Consider the following 24,120-nt stretch of genomic DNA (forward strand, 5'->3'; position numbering starts at 1 on the left):
ACCTAATGCAGCCTGGGGTTCGCACCCTGGCCCTTGTCGTCGATGACGAGGCCGCGGTGGAAACGGTCGAGCGTGAACGGCGCGTTGAAGTCGTGCGGCTCATCCTTGGCGATGGTCCAGGCAAAGGTCCAGCCAGAGGCCGGCGTCGCCTTGAAGCCGCCATAGCACCAGCCGCAATTGAGATACATGCCAGGCAGGGGGCCGGTGGTGATGATCGGCGAGCCGTCCATCGACATGTCGCAGACGCCGCCCCAGGAGCGCAGCATGCGCACGCGGGCAAGTCCCGGGAACAGCGCCAGCATCTCGCTCATCACCTCGTCGACGACGGGCAGGTTGCCGCGCTGCGCGTAGCTGTTGTAGCCGTCGATGTCGCCGCCATAGACAAGGCCGCCCTTGTCCGACTGCGACATGTAGAAATGCCCCATGCCGAAGGTCACGACGGTGTCGATGAAGGGCTTTAGCGATTCCGTGACGAAGGCCTGCAGCACATGGCTTTCGATCGGCATCGTCTCGACGCCGGCCAGTTGCATGACCCGGCCCGTGCTGCCGGCCACCGCGACCGCCACCTTCCTGGCGCGGATGTCGCCGCGCGAGGTGGCGACGCCGGTGATGCGGTCGCCGTCGCGCAGGAAGCCGGTGACCTCGCAATTCTCGATGATGTCGACGCCGCGCCGGTCGGCGCCGCGCGCATAGCCCCAGGCGACAGCGTCGTGGCGGGCGGTGCCGGCGCGCCGTTGCATCAGGCCGCCAACCACGGGGAAGCGCGCATCGCCGGAGATGTCGAGCGCCGGGATTAGGCGCTTGATCTCGGTCGGCGTCATCAGCTCCGCATCGACGCCGAGATGGCGCATGGCGTTGCCGCGCCGTGCGTAGTCGTCGAACTGGGCCGGCGTGTGCGCCAGGTTCAGGCAGCCGCGCTGTGAGAACATGACGTTGTAATTGAGCTCGTGCGAGAGGTTCTCCCACAGTTTCATCGAATATTCGTAGAAACGGGTGTTGGCCGGCAGCAGGTAGTTCGAGCGCACGGCCGTCGTGTTGCGGCCGACATTGCCGGAGCCGAGCCAACCCTTTTCCAGTACCGCGACATTGGTGATGCCGTGCTCCTTGGCAAGGTAGTAGGCGGTTGCCAGCCCGTGGCCGCCGCCGCCGATGATGATGACATCATAGGACGCCTTAGGGTCCGGCTTACGCCAAGCCGGTTTCCAGTCCTTGTTTCCCTTGAGCGCGTTCGCGAGCAGCGAAAGGGCCGAGTACTCTGCCATGTGCATGTTGTCCGGTTCGGGCGATGCGGCAGACTATAGAGCAGGCCGCACGCGCAAAGCCAATATTGCGCCATGGCCTTTCGACTGGCCGACGCCTTTGTCAACGCTCCGACGCGACGGCTTGCCCCATGATATGGCCGTCTTTATCAAGGACAGGCTTTCAAATTGCCTTTGCCGTCCATGAGTCGCCCACAAATCATGCTTTTCCGATTGCTTCGCCTCATCATGGTTCTCATGCTGGTCGTCTCGGCGCCGCCGACGTTCGACGCGGCGGCTCAGGGCGTCGGCCAGGCGCCCGCCGGATTGGTCGCCGACCAGCAGAAGATCATCCAGGGCCTGACCACCAAGACCGACAGTTTCGAAAAGCAGACCCAGCAGAATGGCGAGGACGATAGCAGCCTGGTCGATATCCGCCTGCAGCTGGAGGAATTGTCACGGCAATCGCTTAACAGCGCGCTGGCCTTCCGCACACGTCTTGGCGAGATCAACGCCCGTCTGGAGCAGCTTGGCCCGGCCCCCGCCGCCGGCCAGCCGGAAGAGCCCGATATCGTCAGTGCCGAACGCCAGGCGCTGACATCCGAAAAGGCCGAGATCAACGCTGTCATCTCGCAGGCCCAGGCCCTGTCGATCCGCATCAGCGGGCTGATCGACAAGATCGGCAACATGCGAAGCGAGCTGTTCCGCAATCTTTTGACCAAGCGCTACGTGCTGTCGGACGCGCTGAGCCCGCAGGTGTTTTCCGACGCCCGCGACGAGTTCGGCAATTTCTACAAGGCGGTGTCGTCCTGGCTGAGCTTTGCCTTCAAGTTCAAGTTCCAGGCGATCCTGGCGGCAACCTTCGTGGCGCTCGGCCTGGCGCTGGTGCTGCTGGTCGGCGGCAGGCGCCTGTTCGGGCGGGTGTTCGAAGCCGACCCCACCAATGAGGACCCATCCTATCTCAGCCGCTTGTCGGTGGCCTTCTGGTCGACCTTGCTGCCGACGCTGGCGGTCGCCGCCTTTCTTGGATCGACAATTTTCTTTTTCAATTATTACAATGTGTTGCGCGGCGACATTGGGCTCTTCCTCAACGCGCTGGCGACCGTCATTGGCGTGGTGTTCTGCGTCAACCGGCTGACCAATGCGGCGTTGGAGCCGCGGCTGCCGAACTGGCGACTGATCCCGGTCGAAACCGGGCCGGCGCGCTGGCTGGTGCGCCTGGCCACCGCCATGGCCGTGGTCATCAGCGTCAACACCTTCCTGTCGGTGATCAACGACAAGATGGGCTCGCCGCTGTCGCTGACCATCGCGCGCAGTTTTGTCGCCACCATTGTCGTCGGCATCATCCTGATCCTGATGGCGATGCTGCGGCCGTTCAAGGCGCGCGACGGAAGCTGGCGGCCTTGGCCGGCATGGCTGCGCTACCTGTCGCTGGGCCTTGGCCTGTTCACCATCATAGCCGCCTTGCTCGGCTATATCGGCCTTGCGCTGTTCGTCTCACTGCAGGTGGTGGTCACCGGCACAGCCTTGATCACCGCCTATATCGGCTTCCTGTCGGCGCAGGCGATCGGCGAGGAGGGCGCTTTCGCCAATACGTTCGTCGGCCGCTGGCTGTCGGCCAATTCCAGCTATGACGACACCGCGCTCGACCAGCTCGGCCTCGTCGTCAGCATCGCCATCAACCTGTTGATCGTGCTGGTGTTCCTGCCGCTGATCCTGTTGATGTGGGGGTTCCAGCCCGGCGACATCCAGGCCTGGGCCTACAAGCTGGCGACAGGGATCAACATCGGTTCGGTGACCATTTCGGTCACCGGCATCCTTTCGGGCATCGTCGTCTTCGTCATCGGCTATTTCCTGACGCGCTGGTTCCAGGGCTGGCTCGACGGCTCGGTCATGGCGCGCGGCAAGGTCGATACCGGGGTGCGCAACTCGATCCGGCTGGCGGTCGGCTATGCCGGCGTCGCGCTGGCGGCGCTGGTCGGTATCTCGGCCGCCGGCATCGACCTCTCCAGCCTGGCGCTGGTCGCGGGTGCGCTTTCCCTCGGTATCGGCTTTGGCCTGCAGAATGTTGTGTCAAATTTCGTCTCCGGCCTGATCCTGCTGGCCGAGCGGCCGTTCAAGGTCGGCGACTGGATCGTCGCCGGCGATGTCAGCGGCACCGTCAAGAAGATCAGCGTGCGCGCCACCGAGATCGAAACCTTCCAGCGGCAGTCGGTGATCCTGCCCAATTCCAACCTGATCAACAACGCCGTCGGCAACTGGACGCACCGCAACAAGCTCGGCCGCATCGACATCAAGGTCGGCGTCGCCTATGGCAGCGACGTCAAGCAGGTTCACGCCGTCCTGCTGGACATCGCCCGCAGTCATCAGCTGGTGTTGAAGAACCCCGAGCCCTTCGTGCTGTTTTCCAATTTCGGACCTGCCGCGCTCGAATTCGAGATCCGCGTGTTTTTGGCCGATGTGATGAACGGCAACATCGTTCAGAACGATGTCCGCTTCGCCGTGCTGGAAAAGTTCAGCGATCAGCATATCGAGATCCCCTCGACGCCGCGCGCCGTCGTCGAGGCCCACAAGCCCAAGGCCTGGCCGACCGACGACGACAAGATCGAGGCCGACTTCGCCGAACAGGAACAAGCCAAGGTTGAGGCCGCGGCCGTGGCAAAAAAGCTCGCCAAATCAGGACGCAAGCTGCGCAAGCCGGATCCCGACTAGACCGGAAGCCGGCAAGCCGAAGCCAATTGCGGCATGAATGCGGCATTCAGTTGCGGTTCAGCTTCCATCTCATATAAGCTCCCATGCAAAGGCGAAAATGCCTTGCGTAATGCAACAGAGGCGGTGGGAACACCGATATTGCAAATGTGGAAGTCTCTCGTCGCTGCCGTCGCCTTGCTCGCCGTGAGCGGCTCGGCCCATTCCGCAAGCGCGGTCAACAAGGACGCCGAGACCCGCACGCTGATCGTGACGGAAGGCGGCAGCAAGACCGACCTTGCGCTGGCCGGCGGTGAAACCGTCGAATTCTGCCAGAATGGCTGCTTCGTCACCTTGCCCAATGGCGATCTCGAAGCGCTGACCGGTTCGGAAACCGTCGAGATCTCCGGCGGCGTCGCCCGCATCAAGTAATCCTGGCGGCATGATTGGAAAGGCCGGGCATTTGTCCGGCCTTTTATTGTTTTCGGTAGCGGTTGCTTAACAATGACGCCGGAAATACCACCGCGACAGCCGCCCACAACCGTGCGTTTTAACGTTCGCTACGCCATACCCCGCTATACCAGCCCCAAGACGCCGAAACACGGCGCGCAACGAGATTCCGGTTTCCCGGATCAAACGGCGGCAGGGGCAGGACGTACATGGATGCGCGGTCGGACAGGAACGCAATACCGCTTGCGGTCGATCTCGACGGCACGCTGATCGCGACCGACCTGTTGTGGGAAGGACTGTTCATCCTTCTCAAGAAGAACCCGCTCTATATCTTCATCGTGCCGTTCTGGGCGGCTGGCGGGCCAGCGCGGCTGAAGCAGGCGATCGCGCAGCGCATCGATATCGATCCCGCGTCGCTGCCTTATCGCGAGGCGTTGCTCAACCGCCTCCGCGCCGAACATGCCGAGGGCCGCAAGATCGTGCTGGCGACCGGCACGCCGCGCAAGTTCGCCGACGCCATTTCGGCCCATCTCGGCATTTTCGACCGGGTGCTGGCCACCGACGGCTTCGACAATCTCACCGCGAGCCGGAAGCGTGCCTCGCTGATATCAGCCTATGGCGATGGCGGTTTCGACTATGCCGGCAACAGTCGCCATGACCTCCAGGTCTTCGACGCCGCGCGCAATGCGATCGTCGTCGCACCCGACCGCCACGCCGCGCGCTGGCAGGCGGCGCATGGCGCCGAAACGATGCCGGCGCCGAAGCCGACATTGCGGACCGTCGTCAAGATGCTGCGCGTGCACCAGTGGCTGAAGAACTCGCTGATCGCGGTGCCGATGGTGCTGTCGCACGAATATTTCAACTCCAATATGATCTGGGAATGCCTGCTGGCGTTCGTCTCGTTCAGCGCGGTGGCGTCGGCGATCTACATCCTCAACGATTTCTTCGACCTGGCGCTCGACCGCAAGCACGTCACCAAACGCAACAGGCCGTTCGCCAGTGGCGCGCTGTCGATCCCCTTCGGCCTCGGGGCTATCGCGGTGCTGCTGGCGATCGGCATCGGCACCGGGCTCTTTCTGCCGCTCGAATTCCTCGCCGTGCTTGGCGGCTACATGGTGGTCACGACTGCCTATTCGCTGTCGTTCAAACGCATGCTCCTGGTCGACGTGCTGACGCTTGCCGGCCTCTACACGATCCGGGTGATTGCCGGCGCGGCCGCGACCGGCGTCGACGTCTCGTTCTGGCTGCTCGCCTTCTCGATCTTCTTCTTCCTGTCGCTGGCGCTGGTGAAGCGTTTTGTGGAATTGCGCACCACCGCCATTCCGCCCGGCGAGCGCATCGCTGGCCGCGGCTATCGCACCGAGGATCAGGAGATCGTCGCTCAGGCCGGCATGGCGTCAGCCTTTTCCTCGGCACTCGTGTTGGCGCTCTACATGGACAGCGTCGCGGTGCGCGAACTCTATCCGCATCCATGGCTGATCTGGCCGCTGGCGCCGATCGTGCTCTATCTCACCATGCGGGTCTGGATCCTGGCGCGTCGCGACGAAATGCATGACGATCCGGTCGTCTTCATCATCCGCGACTGGCGCAGCCAGATCGTGGTGCTGATCGGCGCGGTGCTGCTGGTCATCGGGGGCTGGTAGGCATGGCTGAACGCTTCCGCAGCTTTGGCCTTGCCACGCCGCCGGCGCCAAGGGCCATCCAGGCCGATGATGCCATCGCGTTGCTGAAGGCTGGTCAGGCCGGCGAAACCTCGCTGCTTGCCTATGGCAATGGCCGTTCCTATGGCGATTCCTGCCAGAACCAGGCCGGCGCGGTGGTCGACATGCGATCCCTGAACCGCATTCGCGGCTTCGATGCCATGACCGGTGTGCTCGAAGCGGATGCCGGCGTGTTGTTGTCCGACATTATCGCGCACGCAGCACCCCACGGCTTCTTTCCGGCAGTGGTTCCGGGAACGCAATTCGTCACGCTCGGCGGCGCCATCGCCAATGACGTGCATGGCAAGAACCATCACCGGCGCGGCACGTTCGGCTGCCACGTGGAGAGTTTCACGCTGCTGCGATCCGACGCAAAGACCTATCGCTGCTCGGCCACCGACAATCCGCGCCTGTTTGCGGCGACCATCGGCGGCATGGGGCTCACCGGCCTGATCCTGTCGGCCTCGATCCGGCTGATGCGGGTTCCTTCGCTCGACATCGTCGAGAAGGCAACGCCGTTTCGCGACCTCGGCGAATTCTTCGATATCGCCGAGGCGGCGGATCAGGCCAATGAATATGCCGTGGCCTGGATCGATCAGCTCGCGGGCGGCCGCCGCAGCGGGCGCGGCCTTTTGTTTACCGGCAACCACGCCGAACATGGCTCGCATACGGCCGCGCGGGCCGGCGGCAATCTGTCGGTGCCGTTCCAGCCGCCCTTCAACGTGCTCAACCGGTCGTTCCTGACCGTTTTCAACGCCGCCTACCGGTGGAAGAAGGGCCGGGCGACAGTGCCGCGCCAGAGCGGTTACCAGGGTTTCTTCTTTCCGCTCGATGGCGTGCGCGACTGGAACCGGCTCTATGGCCCCAATGGACTGTTCCAGCACCAGAGCGTGGTGCCGGAGGAGGCCGCGCGGATCGTCGTGCCGGAATTGCTCGCCGCCGCCAGGCGGGCCGGGCAGGGATCCTTCTTGACCGTGCTGAAGCGCTTCGGCGGGGTCCGCTCGCCGGCACTGCTGTCGTTTCCGCGGCTGGGCTATACGCTGACGCTGGATTTCCCCAACAGGGGGGCGGCGACGCTTGCGCTGCTCGGCGAGCTCGACCGCATCACCATCGCGGCCGGAGGGGCGGTCAACCCTTACAAGGATGCACGCATGGCGGCTGCGACCTTCGCCGCCTCCTTCCCGGACTGGCCGCGGCTGGAAGCGCTGCGCGACCCTGCCTTCATGTCTGATTTCTGGGCGCGCACGGCTGGGAGCATCTACCTGCGGCGACGCCGCGCCGAGGCTGCCGAATAGCTAAAATTGAAATGATTCATGGTTATCGAACGCTTAACGCCAAGGTTTACTCAAAACATTCTTCTGAGTTCACGAAATCTTTTGGGGTTTGTATTACTCGATGTCACGGGGCGGGCGCACTGACATGAAATATATCGTCTTCATTCTATTTACGGTGATGACCAATGCGGCTGCGCAGCTCATGCTGAAGCAGGGCATGATGTCGCTTGGGCCGATCTCGTTCGAAGGTGCCAACCCGCTGGTCAAGCTGCTGCAGATCGTCTTCAGCCCGTGGGTGTTCCTGGGGCTTTGCACCTTCGTGATTTCCATGGCCTCGCATCTCTATGTGCTGTCCAAGGTCGAGCTTTCCTTTGCCTATCCATTCCTCAGCCTCGCCTATGTCGCCGTCGCCATCTTCGCCTATTTCGTCTTCCGCGAGGATCTCAATGGCTGGCGCATCGCCGGCATCGCCTTCATCTGCGTCGGCACGGTGCTGATCGCGCAGAGTGGTCGCGGGCACGAAGAGGAAACGGCTTCCCTTTCGTCCGACAAGATTCACCATGAGACCGTTCGATGAGACATGTTATTTTCGGTGGTGACGGCTTCGTCGGCCGCCACCTTGCCCCGAAGCTTGTGGCCGATGGCGAAGAGGTCGTCGTTGCCGACATCGCCAGGAGCGACCTTGCGCACTACCGCAACGTCCGCTTTGTCACCTGCGATGTCACCGATCCTGCGTCCGTCGCCGCTGTCGGGCTCAAGGCCGACGACATGGTCTACAATCTGTCGGCCAAGATGCTGTCGCCGCTCCAGGTGCGCGCCAAGCGGCACGATTTCTTCTTTCCGGTGAATTTTCACGGCACCGAACACATCATGCAGGCCATGGACAGAGCCAGCGCGCCCAAGCTCGTCCACTACACGACCGACATGATCTACGGCCACACGGTCACCCAGCCGATGACCGAGGAGCATCCGGTCGCGCCGCTCGGCGAATATGGCTGGTCGAAGCAGAAGACCGAGGAACTGGCAGCCGTTTGGCGCAAGCGCGGCATGTCGATCTCGCTGTTTCGCCCGCGCCTGATCATCGGGCCCGGCCGGCTCGGCATCCTGGAAAAACTGTTCAAGCTGATCGACTGGAACTTGCCGGTGCCGATGATCGGTTCGGGCAAAAATCCCTATCAGTTTATTTCGGTTTTCGATTGTGCGGAAGCTGCCCGCGCGGCCTGGAAAGCCGGCGTGCCAAACGAGGCCTACAATCTCGGCTCGCTCAATCCTCCGCCGGTCAAGAAGCTGCTTGGCGACCTGATCAGGCATGCCGGCTCGAAATCGATCCTGATCCCGACGCCGGGTTGGGCGGTCAAGCGCACGCTCGACCTGCTCGATCTCATGAACATGCCGATCATGGATCCGGAGCAGTATCTGATCGCGGACGAGGAGTGCGTGCTCGACGTGTCCAAGGCCGAGCGGCAGCTCGGTTGGGTGCCGCAATATCGCGACGAGGACATGCTGATTGCTGCTTACAGCGAGTACCGCGCCAAGAAGGCCGGGCATGCCGTCGCCACCAACCATGTGCCCGCCGAATAGCGGGTTTGCCAACAGCTTATGGCGCACGACTCTGGTCGTCAGCGCGGACAGGAGATTGAGATGACCGTCATGGCCAAGCCCGAACAGGCGAATGCGCGCACCATGGTCAATGCGCCGGCGCTGTCACCCGCCACCATCGCCAAGCCCGACCTGATCAGCGTCGAGCAGGCCAAGGCGATGGATGTCGCGGCGATGACCGACCTGTTCAAGGCGCATCTCAACCCCGGCCAGCTGCATTTCATGAAGCTGCTCGGTTTCCACAAGATCAAGATCGAGCGTGCCGAGGGCATGTTCTACATCGACCAGAACGGCCGCAAGATTCTCGATTTCTTCGGCGGCTTCGGGTCGCTGGCCTTCGGCCACAACCATCCGCGCATCCTGGAAGCGCGCAAAAAGTTCCAGGAGGAGAAGCGCCAGGAAATCGCCATCGCCTTCATGTCGCAATATGCGGCGGCATTGGCGCACAACCTCGCCAAATGCTCGCCCGGCGATCTCGACATGGTGTTCCTGGGTTCGTCCGGCTCGGAGGCCATGGAAGCGGCGGTGAAACTCGCCGAGCGCGCCGCGGGCCCCAAGCGGCCGAAGATCGTCTATGCCGAGAATTCCTTCCACGGCAAGACCAAGGGCGTGCTCGGCATTACCGACGGGCAGCTCTACCGCGCCGACTTCAAGATGGCGGACAATACGGTGCGCATTCCCTTTGCCGACATCGATGCGGTCGAGCGCCTGTTCCGCTCCGATCCGGAGGTCGGCGTCATCGTGCTCGAAACCATCCAGGGCGGAGGCGGTATCATCCAGGCGCCTGCCGAGTATTGGCAGAAGCTGCGCGCGCTGTGCGACCAGTACGGCGTGCTGTGGGTCGCCGACGAAGTGCAGTGCGGCTATGGCCGCTCCGGCCGGTTCTATGCTTTCGAACATTATGGCGTGGTGCCCGACGTGACGGCGCTGGCCAAGTCGCTCGGTGGCGGCAAGGCGGCGGTCGGCGCCATGATCGCGCGCCGGGAGGTTTACATGAAGGCCTACGGCACGCCGAAGACGGCAATGATCCATGCCATGGCCACCTTCGGCGGCATGGGTGAAGCCTGCGTCACCTCGATCGAAGGCCTCAACGTGCTCTATGACGAGGGGCTGATCGACAACGCCGCCGTCACCGGCGATTATTTGCTCGCGCGCCTGCAAGCGCTCAAGGACAAATATCCCAAGATCATCAAGGATGTGCGTGGCAAGGGCTTCATGGTCGGGCTTGAGTTCCACGACTTCTCGCAGACCCTGCCAATGGTGCTGCGCCCGATCGTCAGCGTGCTCGACGACAAGCTGAAGGGCTCGCTGTCCGGTTTCGTCGGGGCGCTGTTGCTGCGCGACTACGATGTGCTGGTCGCCTTCACCGAATACAACCGCAACGTCATCCGGCTCGAGCCGCCGCTGATCTGCCAGCGCGAACATGTCGATCGTTTCGTCGATGCCTTCGACAGCCTGTTGTCGCGCGGCATTGTCGGAATTGTGAAGGATTTCGTCAAAAGCCAAGTTCGTTAAAATGAAGCTCGCTGAGTAGATCATGCTGACCAAGTCGCCCGCTACGCAAAACCAGATCGACCGGCTCACCGAGGCCGGCCTGGCGTGGGGCGAGGGGTCTTATGCGAGGCTGGCAGCCCCGATCGGCGCGGCGGCCTTCGCGCTCTACATCCTTTTGACGGCGTTCACGGCCTGGGTGATGCCGGACGCCAACTGGGACATGCTGCCCTATCTCGCAATATCGGAGGAAGGCACCTATCCCGATGCGCAGGCGCTGCATGACTACGCCTACAGCACCGTCAAATCCGGCGTGTCGGCCGGTGACTACCAGACGCTGACCGACGATGGCGGCGGCTTCCGCAGCCATATGACGGAGAATGCCGCCGATTTCCATTCGCTGCTCGGCATGTACCGGATCAAGTTCCTCTATGCCGAGATATTGTCGACGATGAGCTCGGTGATGTCCCCGGTCGAGGCGATGCGCCTGGTGCAGGTGTTCTCGGTGCTGCTGTTCGGCGCGATCACGCTGCTCTGGCTGCGTTCTCAAAACGCATTGGCCATGGCGCCGCTGGTCGGCGCGGTGCTGATCATGGCCGATTTCGCCGATGCGGCGCGCGCCTCGACGCCGGACCTGCTGACGTCGGCGCTGCTGCTCGGCGGGCTCTACGCCTACATCAGGGGCCGCGAGGCGGCGACGGCGATCCTGCTCTTTCTCGCCTTCATGGTGCGGCCGGACAATATTGTTTTCCTTGCCGTTTTCGCGGTGCTGCTGGTCGTCTTCCGGCACAAGGCATGGGGCGCGCTGGCCGGCTTTGCCGCGTCCTTTATTGCCTATTTCGCCATTTCGCACTGGGCCCATCATCCCGGCTGGTGGCCGCATCTTTGGTTCTCCAGCATCGAGCAGCACTATAATATGGACGGGTTCGAGCCGGCCTTCTCGGTCATCGCCTATCTCAGGGCGTTCGCCGCGTCGCTGCTGCGCGCCGTCAATTTGAACAGCTGGGTCGGCGTTTCGGTGCTGGCGCTGGCCGGCTGGTACGCTGCCGGTCGCGCCGGCTTCCGCCTCGACCGGCGTGCCGGCATCCTGTTCGCCGCACTGGTGCTTGGCGCGCTGGCGAAGTTCACTGTTTTCCCGATCCACGACACGCGGATCTATTTCCCGCATTTGATCCCGCTCTTCCTGCTGCTGGCAACGCCGTTCATGGCACTGCGGGCAGCTATTGCCCGCCAGCATCGCGCGGCGCTGCAAATCATTCCCGGAGACAAGCCATGAATTCGCTATCCAGCCTGGCGCGGACCGCGCTGTCGCTCGGTCTTCCGGCAGGCCTGCTCGATCGCGGACCGTCGCTGCGCGGCACCAAATTCCTCGCCAAGGCGGCGCTGAAAGCACGCTTCGGCGGGGCAGGACGGCCGTTCCAGATGGTCAATGTCGGCGCCTGCGACGGCGCGCTGTTCGATGACGTCACGCCGTGGCTGCACAAGATTGCCGGCGCGCGCGCCATGCTGGTCGAGCCGATCCCGTACAATCAGAAGCGGCTGCGCGCCAACTATCCCGACACGGGCCGCTTCATCATCGAGCCCGTGGCTGTCACAAAAACCAAGGGCACGATCACCGTCCACACTTTTGATGCCGCGGCGCTCGAGGCCGGCACGCTGCCGATCGAGTTCATCGGCTGCTCGTCGGTCACCGACACCAATTTGATGTCGGGCAAGAACGCCTGGGGCGAGGCCGACGCCAACTTCAACAAGTTCGCACCGCACCTTCGGGATATCGAGGTGCCGTCGGAAACGCTGCAGACGCTGCTCGACCGCAACGGCATCAGCCATATCGACGCCTTCCTCGTCGATTGCGAAGGCGCCGACTGGATCGTCTTCGAACAGCTCGACCTCAAGCGCTATCGTCCGGGCATGATCAAGGTCGAGGTCGGCGCACTGCCGGCCTCGGAGATCGGCCAGGTCGTGGTGAAGCTGAAGACGGCGGGCTACCAGGTCGGGTTCCAGGCCGAGGACGTCTGGGCCTTCGCCTGAGGGTTACGATTCTCCTGACCATGCAGGGTCGCGCTGCACCAGCGGCGTGTCGCAAACAGGCGGTAGCGTGGTCGCTGTCGCCTGCATATTGTGCGCCGATCAAACGGGCGCCGACGCTGCCCGCAATAGCATCTGGAGTCGCGGGCAATGGCAGAGTTTCCGAAAAAGGCGAAGGTCGTCATCATAGGCCTCGGCGGCATCGTCGGCGCGTCGATCGCCCATCATCTGATCGAGCGTGGATGGGACGACATCGTCGGCATCGACAAGTCGGGCATCCCGACCGATATCGGTTCCACCGCGCATGCCTCCGACTTCTGCTACACGACCAGCCACGATTTCCTGTCCTGCTGGACGACGCTCTATTCCATCGATTTCTACGAGAAGATGGGCCATTACGCGCGCATCGGCGGCCTTGAAGTCGCGCGCGTCGGCGACGACGGCCGCATGGACGAGATCAAGCGCAAGATCGCATCGGCGAAGGCTTTTGGCACACGTGCACGCCTGATCGAACCCGCCGAGATCAAGGAAAAATTCCCGCTGATCGAAGAAGGGATGGTGCAGGGCGGGCTCTGGGATCCCGATGCGGGCCTGGTGATCCCGCGTTCGCAGACTGTCGCCGGCAAGCTGGTCGACCAGGCGGAAGCTTCGGGCAAGCTCAAATCCTTCGCCAATACGCCTGCCAGGTCGCTCGTCGTCAAGGACGGCCGGATCAGCGCCGTGGTGACCGATCGCGGCACCATCGAAGCCGATCATGTCATCGTTTGCGCCGGTATCTGGGGCCGTCTGATCGCGGAAATGGTCGATGAGGATCTGCCGGTCATGCCGATCGACCATCCGCTGACCTTCTTCGGCCCCTATAATGAGTTCGCCGGGACCGGCAAGGAGATCGGCTGGCCGCTGCTGCGCGACCAGGGCAACTCGGCCTATATGCGCGACACCGGCGATCCCAAGACCGCCGAAGGCGGCCAGATCGAGTGGGGCTACTACGAAGAAAACAATCCGCGCCTCTGCCATCCGCGCGACCTGCTTGAGAAAGACCAGGCGCGGCTGTCGCCGTCGCAGCGCGACCTCGACATGGAGCAGATCCTGGCGCCGCTCGAGCGCGCCATGGAACTGACGCCGATCCTGGGCGAGCTCGGCTACAACGAAAGCCATTCCTTCAACGGCCTCTTGCAGGTGACGGCCGATGGCGGACCGTCGATGGGCGAAAGCCAGAAGGTCAGGGGGCTCTGGTATGCCGTCGCCATTTGGGTCAAGGACGGCCCCGGCATGGGCAAGCTGATCGCCGATTGGATGACGGACGGCCGCACGGAAATCGACCACCACGCCATCGACTATGCGCGCTTCTATCCGCACCAGACGAAGGAACAGTTCATCTGGGACCGCTGCACCGAAACGGCGATGAAGGTTTATAATCCCGCGGTGCATCCGCGCGAGCCGTTTTCCAAGGCCCGCAACATCAGGCGTTCGCCGTTCTGGGAGCGCGAGAAGGAGCTCGGCGGCTACTTCATGGAACTGGGCGGATGGGAGCGTGCTCACGGCTATGCCGCCAACGAGCATCTGCTGGAGAAATACGGCAACCGCGTACCGGTGCGTGAGAACGAATGGGACAATCGCCATTTCTGGCGTGTCTCCAACGCCGAACATCTGGCGATGAGCGAGGATTGCGGCATCGTCAACCTGTCGCATTTCTCGATGTACGACATCGAGGGACCCGACCACGTTGCATTGCTGGAGTGGCTTTGCGCGGCCAAGATCGGCGGTGACAACAATATCGGCAAGGGCATCTACACCCACTTCCTCGATGAGGAAGGCATGGTGCGCGCCGACTTCACCGTCATCCGCATGGCGGACCGCTGTCGTTTGATCGACGGCGCGGACGCCGGCCCGCGCGACTTCCAGTACATGCGCCGCACAGCGCAGGACAAAGGTTTTGATGTCACCATCACCGACGTGACGGAGAAATTCGTCACCATCGGCATCTGGGGTCCGAATGCCCGTGCCACCCTGCAGAAAGTGGTCGAGAATCCCGAGGGTCTTTCGCTCGAGAATTTTCCGTTCGCGGCGATCAAGCCGGTCAGGATCGGCGGCAAGGACGTCACCGCCTTCCGCATCTCCTATGTCGGCGAGCAGGGCTGGGAACTGCACATGCGCTACGAGGACGGTCTCGCCGTATGGGATGCGCTGCGCTCGACCGGCGTGATGCCGTTCGGCGTCGAGACCTATGCCAACACGCGCCGCATGGAAAAGAGCCTGCGACTGCAGAACGCCGACCTCTTGACCGAGTACAATCTGCTCGAAGCCGATCTCGCGCGTCCGAAGGTCAAGGAGAACGATTTCTGCGGCAAGGCCAAGCATCTGGAATACCGCGCCCGCGAGCACCAGCCGGCCATGCTGTGCACGCTGGTGATGACCGAGAACACCGATGCCAAGGGCGTCGCCCGCTATCCCGTCGGCATCATGCCGGTGATGGACCCCAAGACGGGCGAAACGCTGGTCGACGAACTCGGCCGCCGGTCCTTCACCTCCTCGGTCGCCTACGGCCCGACCATCGGCAAGAACATTGCGCTCGCCTATCTGCCGTGGGCATATGCCCAGGAAGGCCGCAAGCTGGCTGTCGAGTATTTCGGCGAGACATATCCGGTCGAAGTCGCGGCTGTCGGTTACAAGCCGCTCTATGATCCGGAGAACCTCAAGCCGCGCAGCTGAGCGCCGGCGGAGCAGCGGAGCGATCGCAAAAGCCTGGCCTCGAGCCGGGCTTTTGTCTTTTTAACCGGATGGTTTTCGCTTACCCTTGCGGCATGTCTGCTTTCCCGTGTGCAAGACATCTGCTTTCCGGCTGCGCCGCGCTGGCACTGACGCTCTGGCTGGCGCCGGGATCGCGCGCGGACGAGCCGGTCGATGTCGAGCTGGTGCTGGCGGTCGATGTTTCGCTCTCGATGTCGGCGGACGAGCTCGAAATCCAGCGCCATGGCTACGCGGCGGCGCTGACGCATGACAATGTTTTGCAGGCGATCGCCAATGGCTCCTATGGCAAGATCGCCGTCACCTATGTCGAATGGGCCGGCACCAGCTGGCAGCGTGTCATCGTGCCATGGACGGTCATCGCCAACCGTGACGATGCCGAGCAGGTGGTCGCACAAATGTCGGCGCATCCGCCCGACAGCGCGCGACGCACCTCGATTTCCGGCGCCCTGGAGTTCGGCAGCGACCTTTTCGCCGAAAGTGGCTACCAGGCGACCAAGCGGGTCATCGACATTTCCGGCGACGGGCCCAACAACCAGGGCGCGCCGGTCAACCTCACCCGTGACGGTGTGGTCAGGCAAGGCATCGTCATCAATGGCCTGCCGCTGATGACCCGCGGCGGCTTTTCCAGCGCCTACGACGTCAACGATCTCGACCGCTACTACAGCGACTGCGTCATCGGCGGCCCTGGAGCCTTCATGATCCCGGTCAACGATTGGACGCAATTCCCCGAAGCCATCCGCCGCAAGCTGGTGCTGGAGCTTGCCGGCCCGGCGTCACCGCAATGGGCGGCCGAGGAGGCGGATCGTCCGCCAGTCGTGCTGGCGCAGGAAAAGCCCGCCAGCGATTGCCAGATCGGCGAGAAAATGTGGCGCAATCGGAGCTGGATGCCGGAGAGCCGCTAGAGACCCTGGCGCGGGTAGAGGAGGCATTGGCAAACTGATCGGCCCGCGCTATCCAGCCGGTGGGGGCCACGGTCGAACCGAGGAAACATCAGATGAAACGCCTTGCCGTCCTGACAGCTGTCGCCTCCGTGCTTTTTGCAGATGGCGCCAGCGCCCAATACAACGACCAGCCTGCCTGCGTCATGTTCGAGCACGCGAATTTTCGCGGCCGGTCGATCGAAATGGCGCCCGACGATTCGGTGAGTTTTCGCGGTGGTCAGTTCTGGAACGATCGTGTTTCGTCGGTGTTCGTCAGCCGCGGCTGCACGCTCGTGGCCTATGAGGATACGCGGATGGGCGGCCGTTCGATCGAGATCAGCCGCAGAGCCCGCTATCTCGGAGGCAACTGGAACGATCGCATCTCGTCCGCCGAGTGCGTCTGCGACGGTTAAAATATCCTGGATTCAGGCGGCCGGTAACCATTGGGTCATTTGGTTGCCGGGCCGGCTGCTGTCTGCGGCCAACCCGGCATGCGCTTCACCATGCTGTTGATTGACAAGGTCGCCGGTGTCTGTGAACTATTTCCCCCAAGAGAAACAAAAGGGGAACCGACATGAACAGAATCGCCATTTTCGCCGCAACATTGACACTTGTCGCCGGCCTGTCCGCGCCGGTGATGGCCGCCACGTCGGTCACCATCGGCATCAGCGGCTGGACCGGCTTCGCGCCGCTGACGCTTGCCAAGCAGGCAGGCCTCTTCGAGAAACACGGCCTCGACGTGACCTTGAAGAAGGTGCCGCAGGCCAGCCGTCCGCTCGCCATCGCCAGCGGCGACCTGCAATGCGCCGCCACCACGGTCGAGACGTGGCTGGTGTGGAACGCCAGCGGGGTGACAACCAAGCAGATCTTCCAGCTCGACAAATCCTACGGCGCCGACGGCATCGTCGTGCGCAACGACATCAAGACGGTCGCCGATCTCAAGGGCAAGAATGTCGCGTCCTCGGCGCCGGGCACGTCACCCTATTTCATGCTCGCCTGGGTGCTGAACAAGAACGGCATGTCGACCAAGGATGTGACGGTCGTCAATCTCGAGCCGGACGCGGCGGCGCAAGCCTTCCTCGCCGGCCAGAACGATGCCGCGGTCACCTATGAACCGTTCATCTCGGCCGTGCGCCACAAGGCCGACCAAGGCCATATCCTGGCGACCACGATCGACTATCCGATGGTCCTCGACACGGTCGGCTGCACGCCGGAATTCCTCAAGGCCAACGCGGATGCCGCCAAGGCGCTCGCCGACAGCTATTTCGAGGCGCTCGACCTGATCAAGAAGGATCCGCAGAAATCCTACGAGATCATGGGCGCCGATGTGAAACAGTCTGCCAAGGAATTCGAGGATTCGGCGAAGTACCTGAAATGGACCGACAAGGCCGAAAACAAGCAGTTCTTCACCAAGGAATTCCAGGATTTTTCCAAGACCGCCGGCGATCTGCTGCTGCAGATGGGGCTGATCAAGGAGGCGCCCGACGTCAGCACGTTGGCCGACACCAGCGCGGTGGCGAACTGACCGTCCAGCCTTTGCCCAACAAGCGGCGGCGCCTGGCGCCGCCGCTTTCCCAGGGACAAATTTGAGCATGGGGACGAAATGACGATGCGGACGATCTGACGATGCGCCCCTTGCATCCGGTCGCGCCGGGCCTCCGAACCGTGCTCGGCATTTCCTTCTTCGTGCTGTTTGTGGCGTTCTGGGCTTGGATCACGCTTGGCGGGCACGTCAATCGCATCTTCCTCGCCGACCCGCTGTCGATGCTGCGAGACGGCTGGCGGCTGCTGGTCGAGGACCGTTTCTGGCTCGACATACTGATCACCATGTGGCGGGTCTTCGGCGGTTTTGTGCTGGCGTCGGTCGTTGCCGTGCCGATCGGCATCGCGATGGGCGCCTGGAAGCCGGTGGACGCGTTTCTCGAACCTTTCGTCTCCTTCGCCCGCTACCTGCCGGCATCCGCCTTCATTCCGCTGCTCATCCTGTGGGCCGGCATCGGTGAACTGGAAAAACTGCTCGTCATCTTCGTCGGCTCGGTGTTCCAGATCATCCTGATCGTCGCCGTCAAGGTGGGGTCGACGCGGCGCGACCTGGTCGAGGCCGCCTATACGCTGGGCTCGACCAACAACGGCATCGTCAAACGGGTGATCATGCCGGCCAATGCGCCAGAAATCGCCGAGACGCTGCGGCTGGTGCTCGGCTGGGCCTGGACCTATGTCATCGTCGCCGAGCTGATCGGCTCGTCGTCGGGCATCGGCTACATGATCATCAACAGCCAGTCGCGGCTGGCGACCGGGCAGATCATCTTCGGCATCATCGTCATCGGACTGATCGGGCTGTTGTCCGATTTTGCCTTCAAGGCGTTCAACCGCTGGCTCTTTCCGTGGAGCCTGGCGTGAGCAAGCTTCTTATCGAGGGCGTTTCGCGCACCTTTGCCGGCGTGCGCGGCGGACAGCCGGTCAGGGCGCTGATGCCGGTCGACATGGCGGTCGCCGCCAACGATTTCATCACCATTCTGGGGCCGTCCGGGTGCGGGAAGTCGACACTGCTCAGGATCGTCGCCGGCCTCGAAGCCCCGAGCGAAGGCCGCGTGCTGCTCGACGGCAAGGCGGTGACGCGACCGGGACCGGATCGCGGCATGGTCTTCCAGTCCTACACGCTGTTTCCGTGGCTGACGGTGGCCGAGAATATCGCCTTCGGACTGCGCGAACGCGGCATGGCGCAAAAGGAGCGCGACGAGGTCGTCGCTTCCTATGTCGATCTCGTCGGGCTGAAAGGGTTCGAGAACCATTGGCCGAAGCAGCTTTCCGGCGGCATGCAGCAGCGCACGGCGATTGCCCGAGCGCTGGCCAACGATCCCGAGATCCTGTTGCTGGACGAGCCGTTCGGCGCGCTCGACAACCAGACGCGCGGGCTGATGCAGGAATTGCTGCTCGGCATCTGGGAACGGCGCAAGAAGACGGTGCTGTTCGTGACCCATGATATCGAGGAGGCGATCTTCATGGCCTCGCGCGTGATCGTGATGACGGCGCGGCCCGGCAGCATCAAGTCGGATGTCGCCATCGACCTGCCGCATCCGCGCCATTACACGCTCAAAACCAGTCCGGAATTCTCCGCGCTGAAGGCGCGACTGACCGAGGATATCCGCGTCGAGGCGATGCGGACGGCGCAGGCACAGCCGACCGAGGCCTGACCGGCGGAATTGCGGATCAAGCGGCCAGCAGCTGCTTGCGGTCGACACGCTCCTGCTGCGGCGAACGGGCGTAAAGCTCGCGATAGCATTTGGAGAAATGCGAGGCCGAGACGAAGCCGCAGGCGACAGCCACCTCGACCACCGGCATCGACGACTGGATCAGCAGGTGCCGGGCGCGGTCGAGCCGGATTTCCAGGTAATAGCGGGCAGGGGAGCGGCCCATCTCGGTGCGGAACAGGCGCTCGATCTGGCGGCGCGACAGGTCGACATGGTCGGCGATCTCGATCAGCGACAGCGGCTCGGAGAGGTTGCCTTCCATCAGCTCGATGATGGTCAGCACTTTCGAGTTCTGCACGCCGAGGCGGGCACGCAGCGGCAGGCGCTGGCGGTCGGTCGGGCTGCGCACGCGGTCAGTCAGCACCTGCTCGCAGACGCGGTTGACGAGGCTCTCGTCGAAATCGTCACCGATCAGCTTCAGCATCATGTCGAGTGCTGCGGTGCCGCCGGCGCAGGTGTAGATGTTCTGGTCGATCTCAAAGAGATCGGCAAAGACATTGGCCTTGGGAAACGCCTCGGAAAAGCCCGGCAGGTTTTCCCAATGAATGGCGCAGCGCTTGTTGGACAGCAGACCGGCGGCGGCGAGGATGTGCGCGCCGGTGCACAGGCCGCCGACGGCGACACCGCGATTGTACTCCTCGCGCAGCCAGGCGAAGGCCGACTTGTTATGGTAGCGCTCGACATCGATGCCGCTGCAGACGATGGCCATGTTGGGCCGTTCAGGGCCGGCCATCTTCCTGCGCTCCTCCTCGAGCGAGGTGTTGACGGCGCATTCGACACCGTTGGAGGCGCGCACCGGCTTGCCGTCGATGCTGGCCAGGCGCCAGCGATAGGCCTCGTAACCGAGCATGCGGTTGGCCGAACGCAGCGGGTCGAGCGCGGTCGCAAAAGCGATCATGGTGAAGTCGGGGACAAGAAAGAACACAAACGATCGCTTGATCGGATGCTTTACGGCGTTCAAGGGAACCTCACACGGCCATGACGCGAACAGGATGTCGCGAATAGCATAGCGTCATCAGGAAAAGCCATGCTTGTCAATCGGCTACGCCGCCTGGACGCGATTAAATTTGCGACATGGGTCGCAAATGGGCAATGCGATCGATGAACCCCGCGGGAGCGGGTGAGGTCGAAACAAAAACGCCGCCTCGGGCAAGGCCGGGCGGCGTTGCAGTCATGGGAGCAGCGGCAGGGACGCGCTGCCCCGAAGAAATCTTCAGGCGACGAAGCCGAGGCGTGCAGCAGCCATGGCGCCGGTCTGGCCGGGCATGGTGTTGGCGAGGCGCTGACGCTCGAGGGCGGTCGTCAGGTTCATTTCGCGGCGGGCGAAGAGGCGGGCAAAAAGCTTCATGATCATCTCCATTCGGTTGCTTAGACGGGTCGCCTTCGCTTGATGGAGTGGGGCAGCTCGTTTGCTGGCGGTGATATAGGCTTGTGTAAGCAGAAACTAAATCGCAAAAGCGAAGCGCTTGATATGAAAAGCGACATCAGATGCGACAAATTTGGGCATGATGCTCAGAATCCATTATTGTTTACAGCCGGTTAGTTCAAAAATCGGGATGCTATGCGGCTTGTTCATATGCGCCATGCAGCGGCAGCATGGCTCGTGAATTCATTTGAATGCAAATAAAATAGAGAAGGCCTGCCGGGCGGGTGGCGCGGCAGGCCTTCAGCATTTGATACACACGGTTTACTTTGCTCCAGCCCAGGATCCGATGCCGTTGCGAATACCGGCCTTGGCGTCGGAGGCTTCAGGCCAGCCAATATCCTTCTGCAGTTCGATCGGCAGGGAACGGATGGCACGTTCGGTCTGGTAGCGGGCACGGGCCTCGCTGAATTCGGTCGCGATGCGGCCGATGGACGACAGGATAGACATTTCATTCTCCCTTCTGTGCCTGACGGGGATGCCAGGCAGTGGCTGGTTACGTCATGTCTGTTTCAGCTTCATTTCATGTCGAATGCGGGTCTGTGTCATGTTGGTTTCATGGGCTGCATTTGGCAGCATCCTGCTTCGACAAGATTGACTATCCTCCCAAACTGATGTTCAATCAAACGAAATTGAATGATGCTTTGTATCAGAAAAATTGAAGGTCGATCGCCATGAACGCCCCACTCAATCATCCGCTGCCGCTGCTCGATCTCGACGTTTTGCGCACTTTCGTGGCGATTGCCGAGACCGGCAGCTTCACCACCGCCGCCAACGCCGTCTTCCGCACGCCGTCTGCGGTGTCGATGCAGATCAAGAAGCTGGAGGACATTCTCGGCCGCTCGGTGTTCGCGCGCGACGCGCGTTCGGTGACGCTCACCACGGACGGCGAAATGCTGCTCGGCTATGCCCGCCGGCTCTTGTCGATCAACCGCGAGGTGGTGTCGAAGTTCATCATCCCCGATATCGTCGGCGTTGTGCGGCTCGGTTCGCCGGATGACTATGGCGAGCGCGTGCTGCCGCATGTGCTGAAGCGCTTCGCGCAGTCGCATCCCTCGATCGCGGTCGACGTCACCATCGACCAGAGCAGCAACCTACGCCGGCGCATGGACGACCGCGCGCTCGACATCACGCTGCTGACCAATTCCTACAAGACCAGCGCGCTCGGCGCCGAGGTGCTCTTGACCGAGCCGATCGTATGGGCCGGCGCCAAGGGCGGCTGCGCGCATCTGCGTGAGCCCTTGCCGGTGTCGCTATGGGAAGAGGGCTGCGCCTGGCGGGCCGGCGCGCTCGAAGCGCTGAGCCGCGAAGGGCGCAATTACCGCATTGCCTATATGAGCGCCCATACGGCCGGCCAGCGGGCCGCCATCATGTCCGACCTCGCCGTAGCGCCGCTGCCGAAGTCCTTCCTCGGCAACGACATGGTCGAACTCTGCCCGAAGGACGGCATGCCCGACATCGGCACTTACAATCTGGCCATGGTGGTGGCGCCGGACGCCAGCGCTCCGGTCAAGGCTGTCGCCGACCACATCCGTGCGACCTTCGAAGTGTTCCGGGAAACCGGCAAGTTTTGATGGACGTTATGGACCGGGTTTCGGTGCTCAGCGGTCTCATCGCGTTCACAGAGCCGGTTGATCGCATGGCTGAAGCGATCAGCGGGCTGGGCTGGTCCGAGACTGGGGTGGTTATTCTGACCGCCGATCAGATCGTGACAGTCCTGCAACGGTTCCGAGCAGGAGAAATCACCGCAGCCGATGTGAAAGGATGGGCGGACTTGATCGAATGCAGGGAAGATATCGACTATCAGTCAGATCGCCATGAAGAAGTATTGCAGGCAATTTACGTGCTCGCCAACCCGGTCTTGTATGGGTCGCTTGACGAAGCGTTGGCTGACCAGGTGATCGGCTCGCTCCTGTCCTGACTCGTCAGTTTTTCACTGCTTAGGAACGTGACGATGTGCTGGCGCGCGCGGCGCGATTCCGGCATGTCGATCAATGGCCAGACGTGGAACATGCCTTCCTCGTACACGAGCTCGACCTCCACGCCTGCGCTGCGCGCTTTTTGCGCGAAGATCAGATTGTCGGGTGTGAGGAGATCGCGCGAGCCCGTCAGAAGCAATGTCTTGGGCAACACCGAGAGATCGCCATAGACCGGACTGATATGCCAGTCGGTGGGAAGCATTCCGGCACTGTAGAGCCGGATCGCCTCCCGTCCGCCGGCAATGCCCAACCAGGGATCGTTCCGCTCCGCTTCGAACACTGCGGGGTTTGCAAGCGAAACGTCGAGCCCTGGTGAAATCAGAACGTGGCGCGATGGCGGCGGCAGACCCTGTTCGGCCGCCATCATGGTCAGCACGACGGCCATGTTGCCGCCGGCGGAATCCCCCATGAAGACGATGTCCTCGGGGTCGGTCTCGTCGAGCATTTGGCGATAGACGTCGCCAACCATACCGAACATGGCGTGGAAGTCATGCTCGGGAGCGATGGGATAGATCGGTACGGTGACGGCATAGCCCAGACGGTCGGCCATGTCGGCAATCAGGTGCCAATGATAGGGCGTGATTTCAAAGACATAGGCGCCGCCGTGCAGGTAGAGAATCCGCTTGCGCTCGCCGGCCCTGGGGGCGATCTCGTAGACCGGAAAGCCGTCGACTGCGCGCGTCTGGATGTCGAAACGCTGCTGCAGCGAGACCGGCGGATGATGATCTTCGGTCCTGCGCGCGGCGGCAATCCAGCGTTGCAGGTTCTCCGGGCTGGAAAACGCCTTTTTCCGGCTGTACCTGAGCACGAAGGAAACGAAGTGGCTTTTCAAACTTGGCATGCGCATACACGAGCTTCGGCGACAGCCGACTAAAAGAACTCCCCTTCTTTTTTGAAGATCGTGTACTGGCCGAAAATGTCAAGATTGACGCCGTGTGCAACACGGTGGTGTGATCCGCCGCATGGATCCGACATACTGCGGCGGTCAGCGGCGCGGCAAGAGTGCGGCGCCCAATCGATTGCTGGTGATCGCCGGGGACGTGCGAGGTCCCCGGCGGATGCCGAGCAATTTGCATTTGTCGGCGAAGGTCATCAGCGTGACGTACCCAGAAGCAGCGCGGTGAGCGCGGCCTGCGGATCATTCTGCGGCGATGCCGGCCAGCCGATGTCCTTTTGGACATGTGCCGGCAGGCTGTTCAGCGCGCGGGTCGCCCTGTTCCTGGCGTGGGCCTGCCTGATGGTCGCACCGAAGCGGCCGAGATTTTCGAACATCGACATTTTCATCTCCCTTGAAGAGCAGCGGCGGCCGAGGGTTTATTCGTGGTCGC

23 protein-coding genes are annotated in these 24,120 nt (G+C 62.6%); 17 read left to right on the forward strand and 6 right to left on the reverse strand.

Features of this window, described 5'->3' with window-relative positions; all coding sequences use genetic code 11:
• Positions 1-2 precede the first annotated feature (2 nt).
• Positions 3-1,262: a sarcosine oxidase subunit beta gene (locus tag AC0NIH_RS17450; protein WP_473461796.1), complete on the reverse strand. Its 1,260-nt coding sequence runs from the start codon at positions 1,260-1,262 to the stop codon at positions 3-5.
• A 198-nt stretch (positions 1,263-1,460) separates the two neighbouring features.
• On the opposite strand from AC0NIH_RS17450, the gene AC0NIH_RS17455 reads away from it, so the two are divergent.
• From AC0NIH_RS17455 to AC0NIH_RS17525, 15 genes are all read left to right on the forward strand, one after another.
• The gene (locus AC0NIH_RS17455; RefSeq protein ID WP_473461793.1) at positions 1,461-3,950 is read left to right on the forward strand and encodes a mechanosensitive ion channel family protein; all 2,490 of its coding nucleotides are present in this window, start codon (positions 1,461-1,463) and stop codon (positions 3,948-3,950) included.
• Positions 3,951-4,094: 144 nt separating this feature from the next.
• Positions 4,095-4,358 (forward strand): hypothetical protein, encoded by a 264-nt coding sequence (locus AC0NIH_RS17460; protein WP_023763371.1) that lies wholly within the window; start codon positions 4,095-4,097, stop codon positions 4,356-4,358.
• 227 nt (positions 4,359-4,585) lie between these two features.
• Entirely contained in the window at positions 4,586-6,019 is a 1,434-nt protein-coding gene (locus AC0NIH_RS17465) for a UbiA family prenyltransferase (protein ID WP_473461791.1), read from the forward strand.
• A gap of 2 nt (positions 6,020-6,021) precedes the next feature.
• On the forward strand, positions 6,022-7,371 hold the full coding sequence (locus AC0NIH_RS17470; RefSeq protein ID WP_473461788.1) for an FAD-binding oxidoreductase: 1,350 nt from the start codon (positions 6,022-6,024) through the stop codon (positions 7,369-7,371).
• Between the two features lie 88 nt (positions 7,372-7,459).
• On the forward strand, positions 7,460-7,927 hold the full coding sequence (locus AC0NIH_RS17475; protein ID WP_473461785.1) for an EamA family transporter: 468 nt from the start codon (positions 7,460-7,462) through the stop codon (positions 7,925-7,927).
• Positions 7,924-8,931, forward strand: a complete 1,008-nt coding sequence (locus AC0NIH_RS17480) for an NAD-dependent epimerase/dehydratase family protein (protein WP_473461782.1) — start codon at positions 7,924-7,926, stop codon at positions 8,929-8,931. Before AC0NIH_RS17475 ends, AC0NIH_RS17480 begins: the two co-directional genes overlap by 4 nt.
• A gap of 102 nt (positions 8,932-9,033) precedes the next feature.
• Positions 9,034-10,464 carry an aspartate aminotransferase family protein gene (locus AC0NIH_RS17485; RefSeq protein ID WP_287272543.1) on the forward strand — a complete coding sequence of 477 codons (1,431 nt, stop codon included), beginning with the start codon at positions 9,034-9,036 and terminating at the stop codon, positions 10,462-10,464.
• A 22-nt stretch (positions 10,465-10,486) separates the two neighbouring features.
• Positions 10,487-11,716 carry a hypothetical protein gene (locus AC0NIH_RS17490; protein ID WP_473461779.1) on the forward strand — a complete coding sequence of 410 codons (1,230 nt, stop codon included), beginning with the start codon at positions 10,487-10,489 and terminating at the stop codon, positions 11,714-11,716.
• Entirely contained in the window at positions 11,713-12,471 is a 759-nt protein-coding gene (locus tag AC0NIH_RS17495) for an FkbM family methyltransferase (protein ID WP_473461776.1), read from the forward strand. Before AC0NIH_RS17490 ends, AC0NIH_RS17495 begins: the two co-directional genes overlap by 4 nt.
• A 147-nt stretch (positions 12,472-12,618) precedes the next feature.
• Positions 12,619-15,180 carry a GcvT family protein gene (locus AC0NIH_RS17500; RefSeq protein WP_473461773.1) on the forward strand — a complete coding sequence of 854 codons (2,562 nt, stop codon included), beginning with the start codon at positions 12,619-12,621 and terminating at the stop codon, positions 15,178-15,180.
• 92 nt (positions 15,181-15,272) lie between these two features.
• Positions 15,273-16,121 (forward strand): DUF1194 domain-containing protein, encoded by an 849-nt coding sequence (locus AC0NIH_RS17505; RefSeq protein WP_473461770.1) that lies wholly within the window; start codon positions 15,273-15,275, stop codon positions 16,119-16,121.
• A 92-nt stretch (positions 16,122-16,213) separates the two neighbouring features.
• Positions 16,214-16,552 (forward strand): peptidase inhibitor family I36 protein, encoded by a 339-nt coding sequence (locus AC0NIH_RS17510; RefSeq protein ID WP_023763381.1) that lies wholly within the window; start codon positions 16,214-16,216, stop codon positions 16,550-16,552.
• Positions 16,553-16,713: 161 nt separating this feature from the next.
• Positions 16,714-17,664, forward strand: a complete 951-nt coding sequence (locus AC0NIH_RS17515) for an ABC transporter substrate-binding protein (protein WP_473461768.1) — start codon at positions 16,714-16,716, stop codon at positions 17,662-17,664.
• 101 nt (positions 17,665-17,765) lie between these two features.
• The gene (locus AC0NIH_RS17520) at positions 17,766-18,539 is read left to right on the forward strand and encodes an ABC transporter permease (RefSeq protein WP_473461765.1); all 774 of its coding nucleotides are present in this window, start codon (positions 17,766-17,768) and stop codon (positions 18,537-18,539) included.
• Positions 18,536-19,333 (forward strand): ABC transporter ATP-binding protein, encoded by a 798-nt coding sequence (locus tag AC0NIH_RS17525; RefSeq protein ID WP_023763384.1) that lies wholly within the window; start codon positions 18,536-18,538, stop codon positions 19,331-19,333. The genes AC0NIH_RS17520 and AC0NIH_RS17525 overlap by 4 nt, the downstream gene beginning before the upstream one ends.
• A 16-nt stretch (positions 19,334-19,349) precedes the next feature.
• On the opposite strand, the gene AC0NIH_RS17530 is transcribed toward AC0NIH_RS17525, so the two are convergent.
• The 3 genes from AC0NIH_RS17530 to AC0NIH_RS17540 all read right to left on the reverse strand — a co-directional run bounded on the left by AC0NIH_RS17530 (position 19,350) and on the right by AC0NIH_RS17540 (position 21,263).
• Positions 19,350-20,288, reverse strand: a complete 939-nt coding sequence (locus AC0NIH_RS17530; RefSeq protein WP_348625706.1) for a GlxA family transcriptional regulator — start codon at positions 20,286-20,288, stop codon at positions 19,350-19,352.
• Between the two features lie 315 nt (positions 20,289-20,603).
• On the reverse strand, positions 20,604-20,738 hold the full coding sequence (locus tag AC0NIH_RS17535) for a hypothetical protein (protein WP_013894968.1): 135 nt from the start codon (positions 20,736-20,738) through the stop codon (positions 20,604-20,606).
• Positions 20,739-21,077: 339 nt separating this feature from the next.
• A complete protein-coding gene (locus tag AC0NIH_RS17540) occupies positions 21,078-21,263 on the reverse strand; it encodes a hypothetical protein (RefSeq protein ID WP_023763386.1) in 186 nt (61 codons plus the stop codon).
• A gap of 224 nt (positions 21,264-21,487) precedes the next feature.
• Here AC0NIH_RS17540 and AC0NIH_RS17545 point away from each other — a divergent pair, with 224 nt between their 5' ends.
• Together AC0NIH_RS17545 and AC0NIH_RS17550 are read left to right on the forward strand one after the other, a co-directional pair.
• Positions 21,488-22,387, forward strand: coding sequence for a LysR substrate-binding domain-containing protein (locus tag AC0NIH_RS17545; RefSeq protein WP_013894970.1), 900 nt, complete (start codon positions 21,488-21,490; stop codon positions 22,385-22,387).
• Positions 22,387-22,734: a hypothetical protein gene (locus AC0NIH_RS17550; RefSeq protein ID WP_473461761.1), complete on the forward strand. Its 348-nt coding sequence runs from the start codon at positions 22,387-22,389 to the stop codon at positions 22,732-22,734. Before AC0NIH_RS17545 ends, AC0NIH_RS17550 begins: the two co-directional genes overlap by 1 nt.
• On the opposite strand, the gene AC0NIH_RS17555 is transcribed toward AC0NIH_RS17550, so the two are convergent.
• Together AC0NIH_RS17555 and AC0NIH_RS17560 are read right to left on the reverse strand one after the other, a co-directional pair.
• Positions 22,653-23,633 carry an alpha/beta hydrolase fold domain-containing protein gene (locus AC0NIH_RS17555; RefSeq protein ID WP_473461758.1) on the reverse strand — a complete coding sequence of 327 codons (981 nt, stop codon included), beginning with the start codon at positions 23,631-23,633 and terminating at the stop codon, positions 22,653-22,655. The genes AC0NIH_RS17550 and AC0NIH_RS17555 overlap by 82 nt on opposite strands.
• 251 nt (positions 23,634-23,884) lie before the next feature.
• Positions 23,885-24,070: a hypothetical protein gene (locus AC0NIH_RS17560; RefSeq protein WP_023763389.1), complete on the reverse strand. Its 186-nt coding sequence runs from the start codon at positions 24,068-24,070 to the stop codon at positions 23,885-23,887.
• Between the last annotated feature and the right edge of the window lie 50 nt (positions 24,071-24,120).

Source organism: Mesorhizobium sp. WSM1386 (assembly GCF_055901595.1).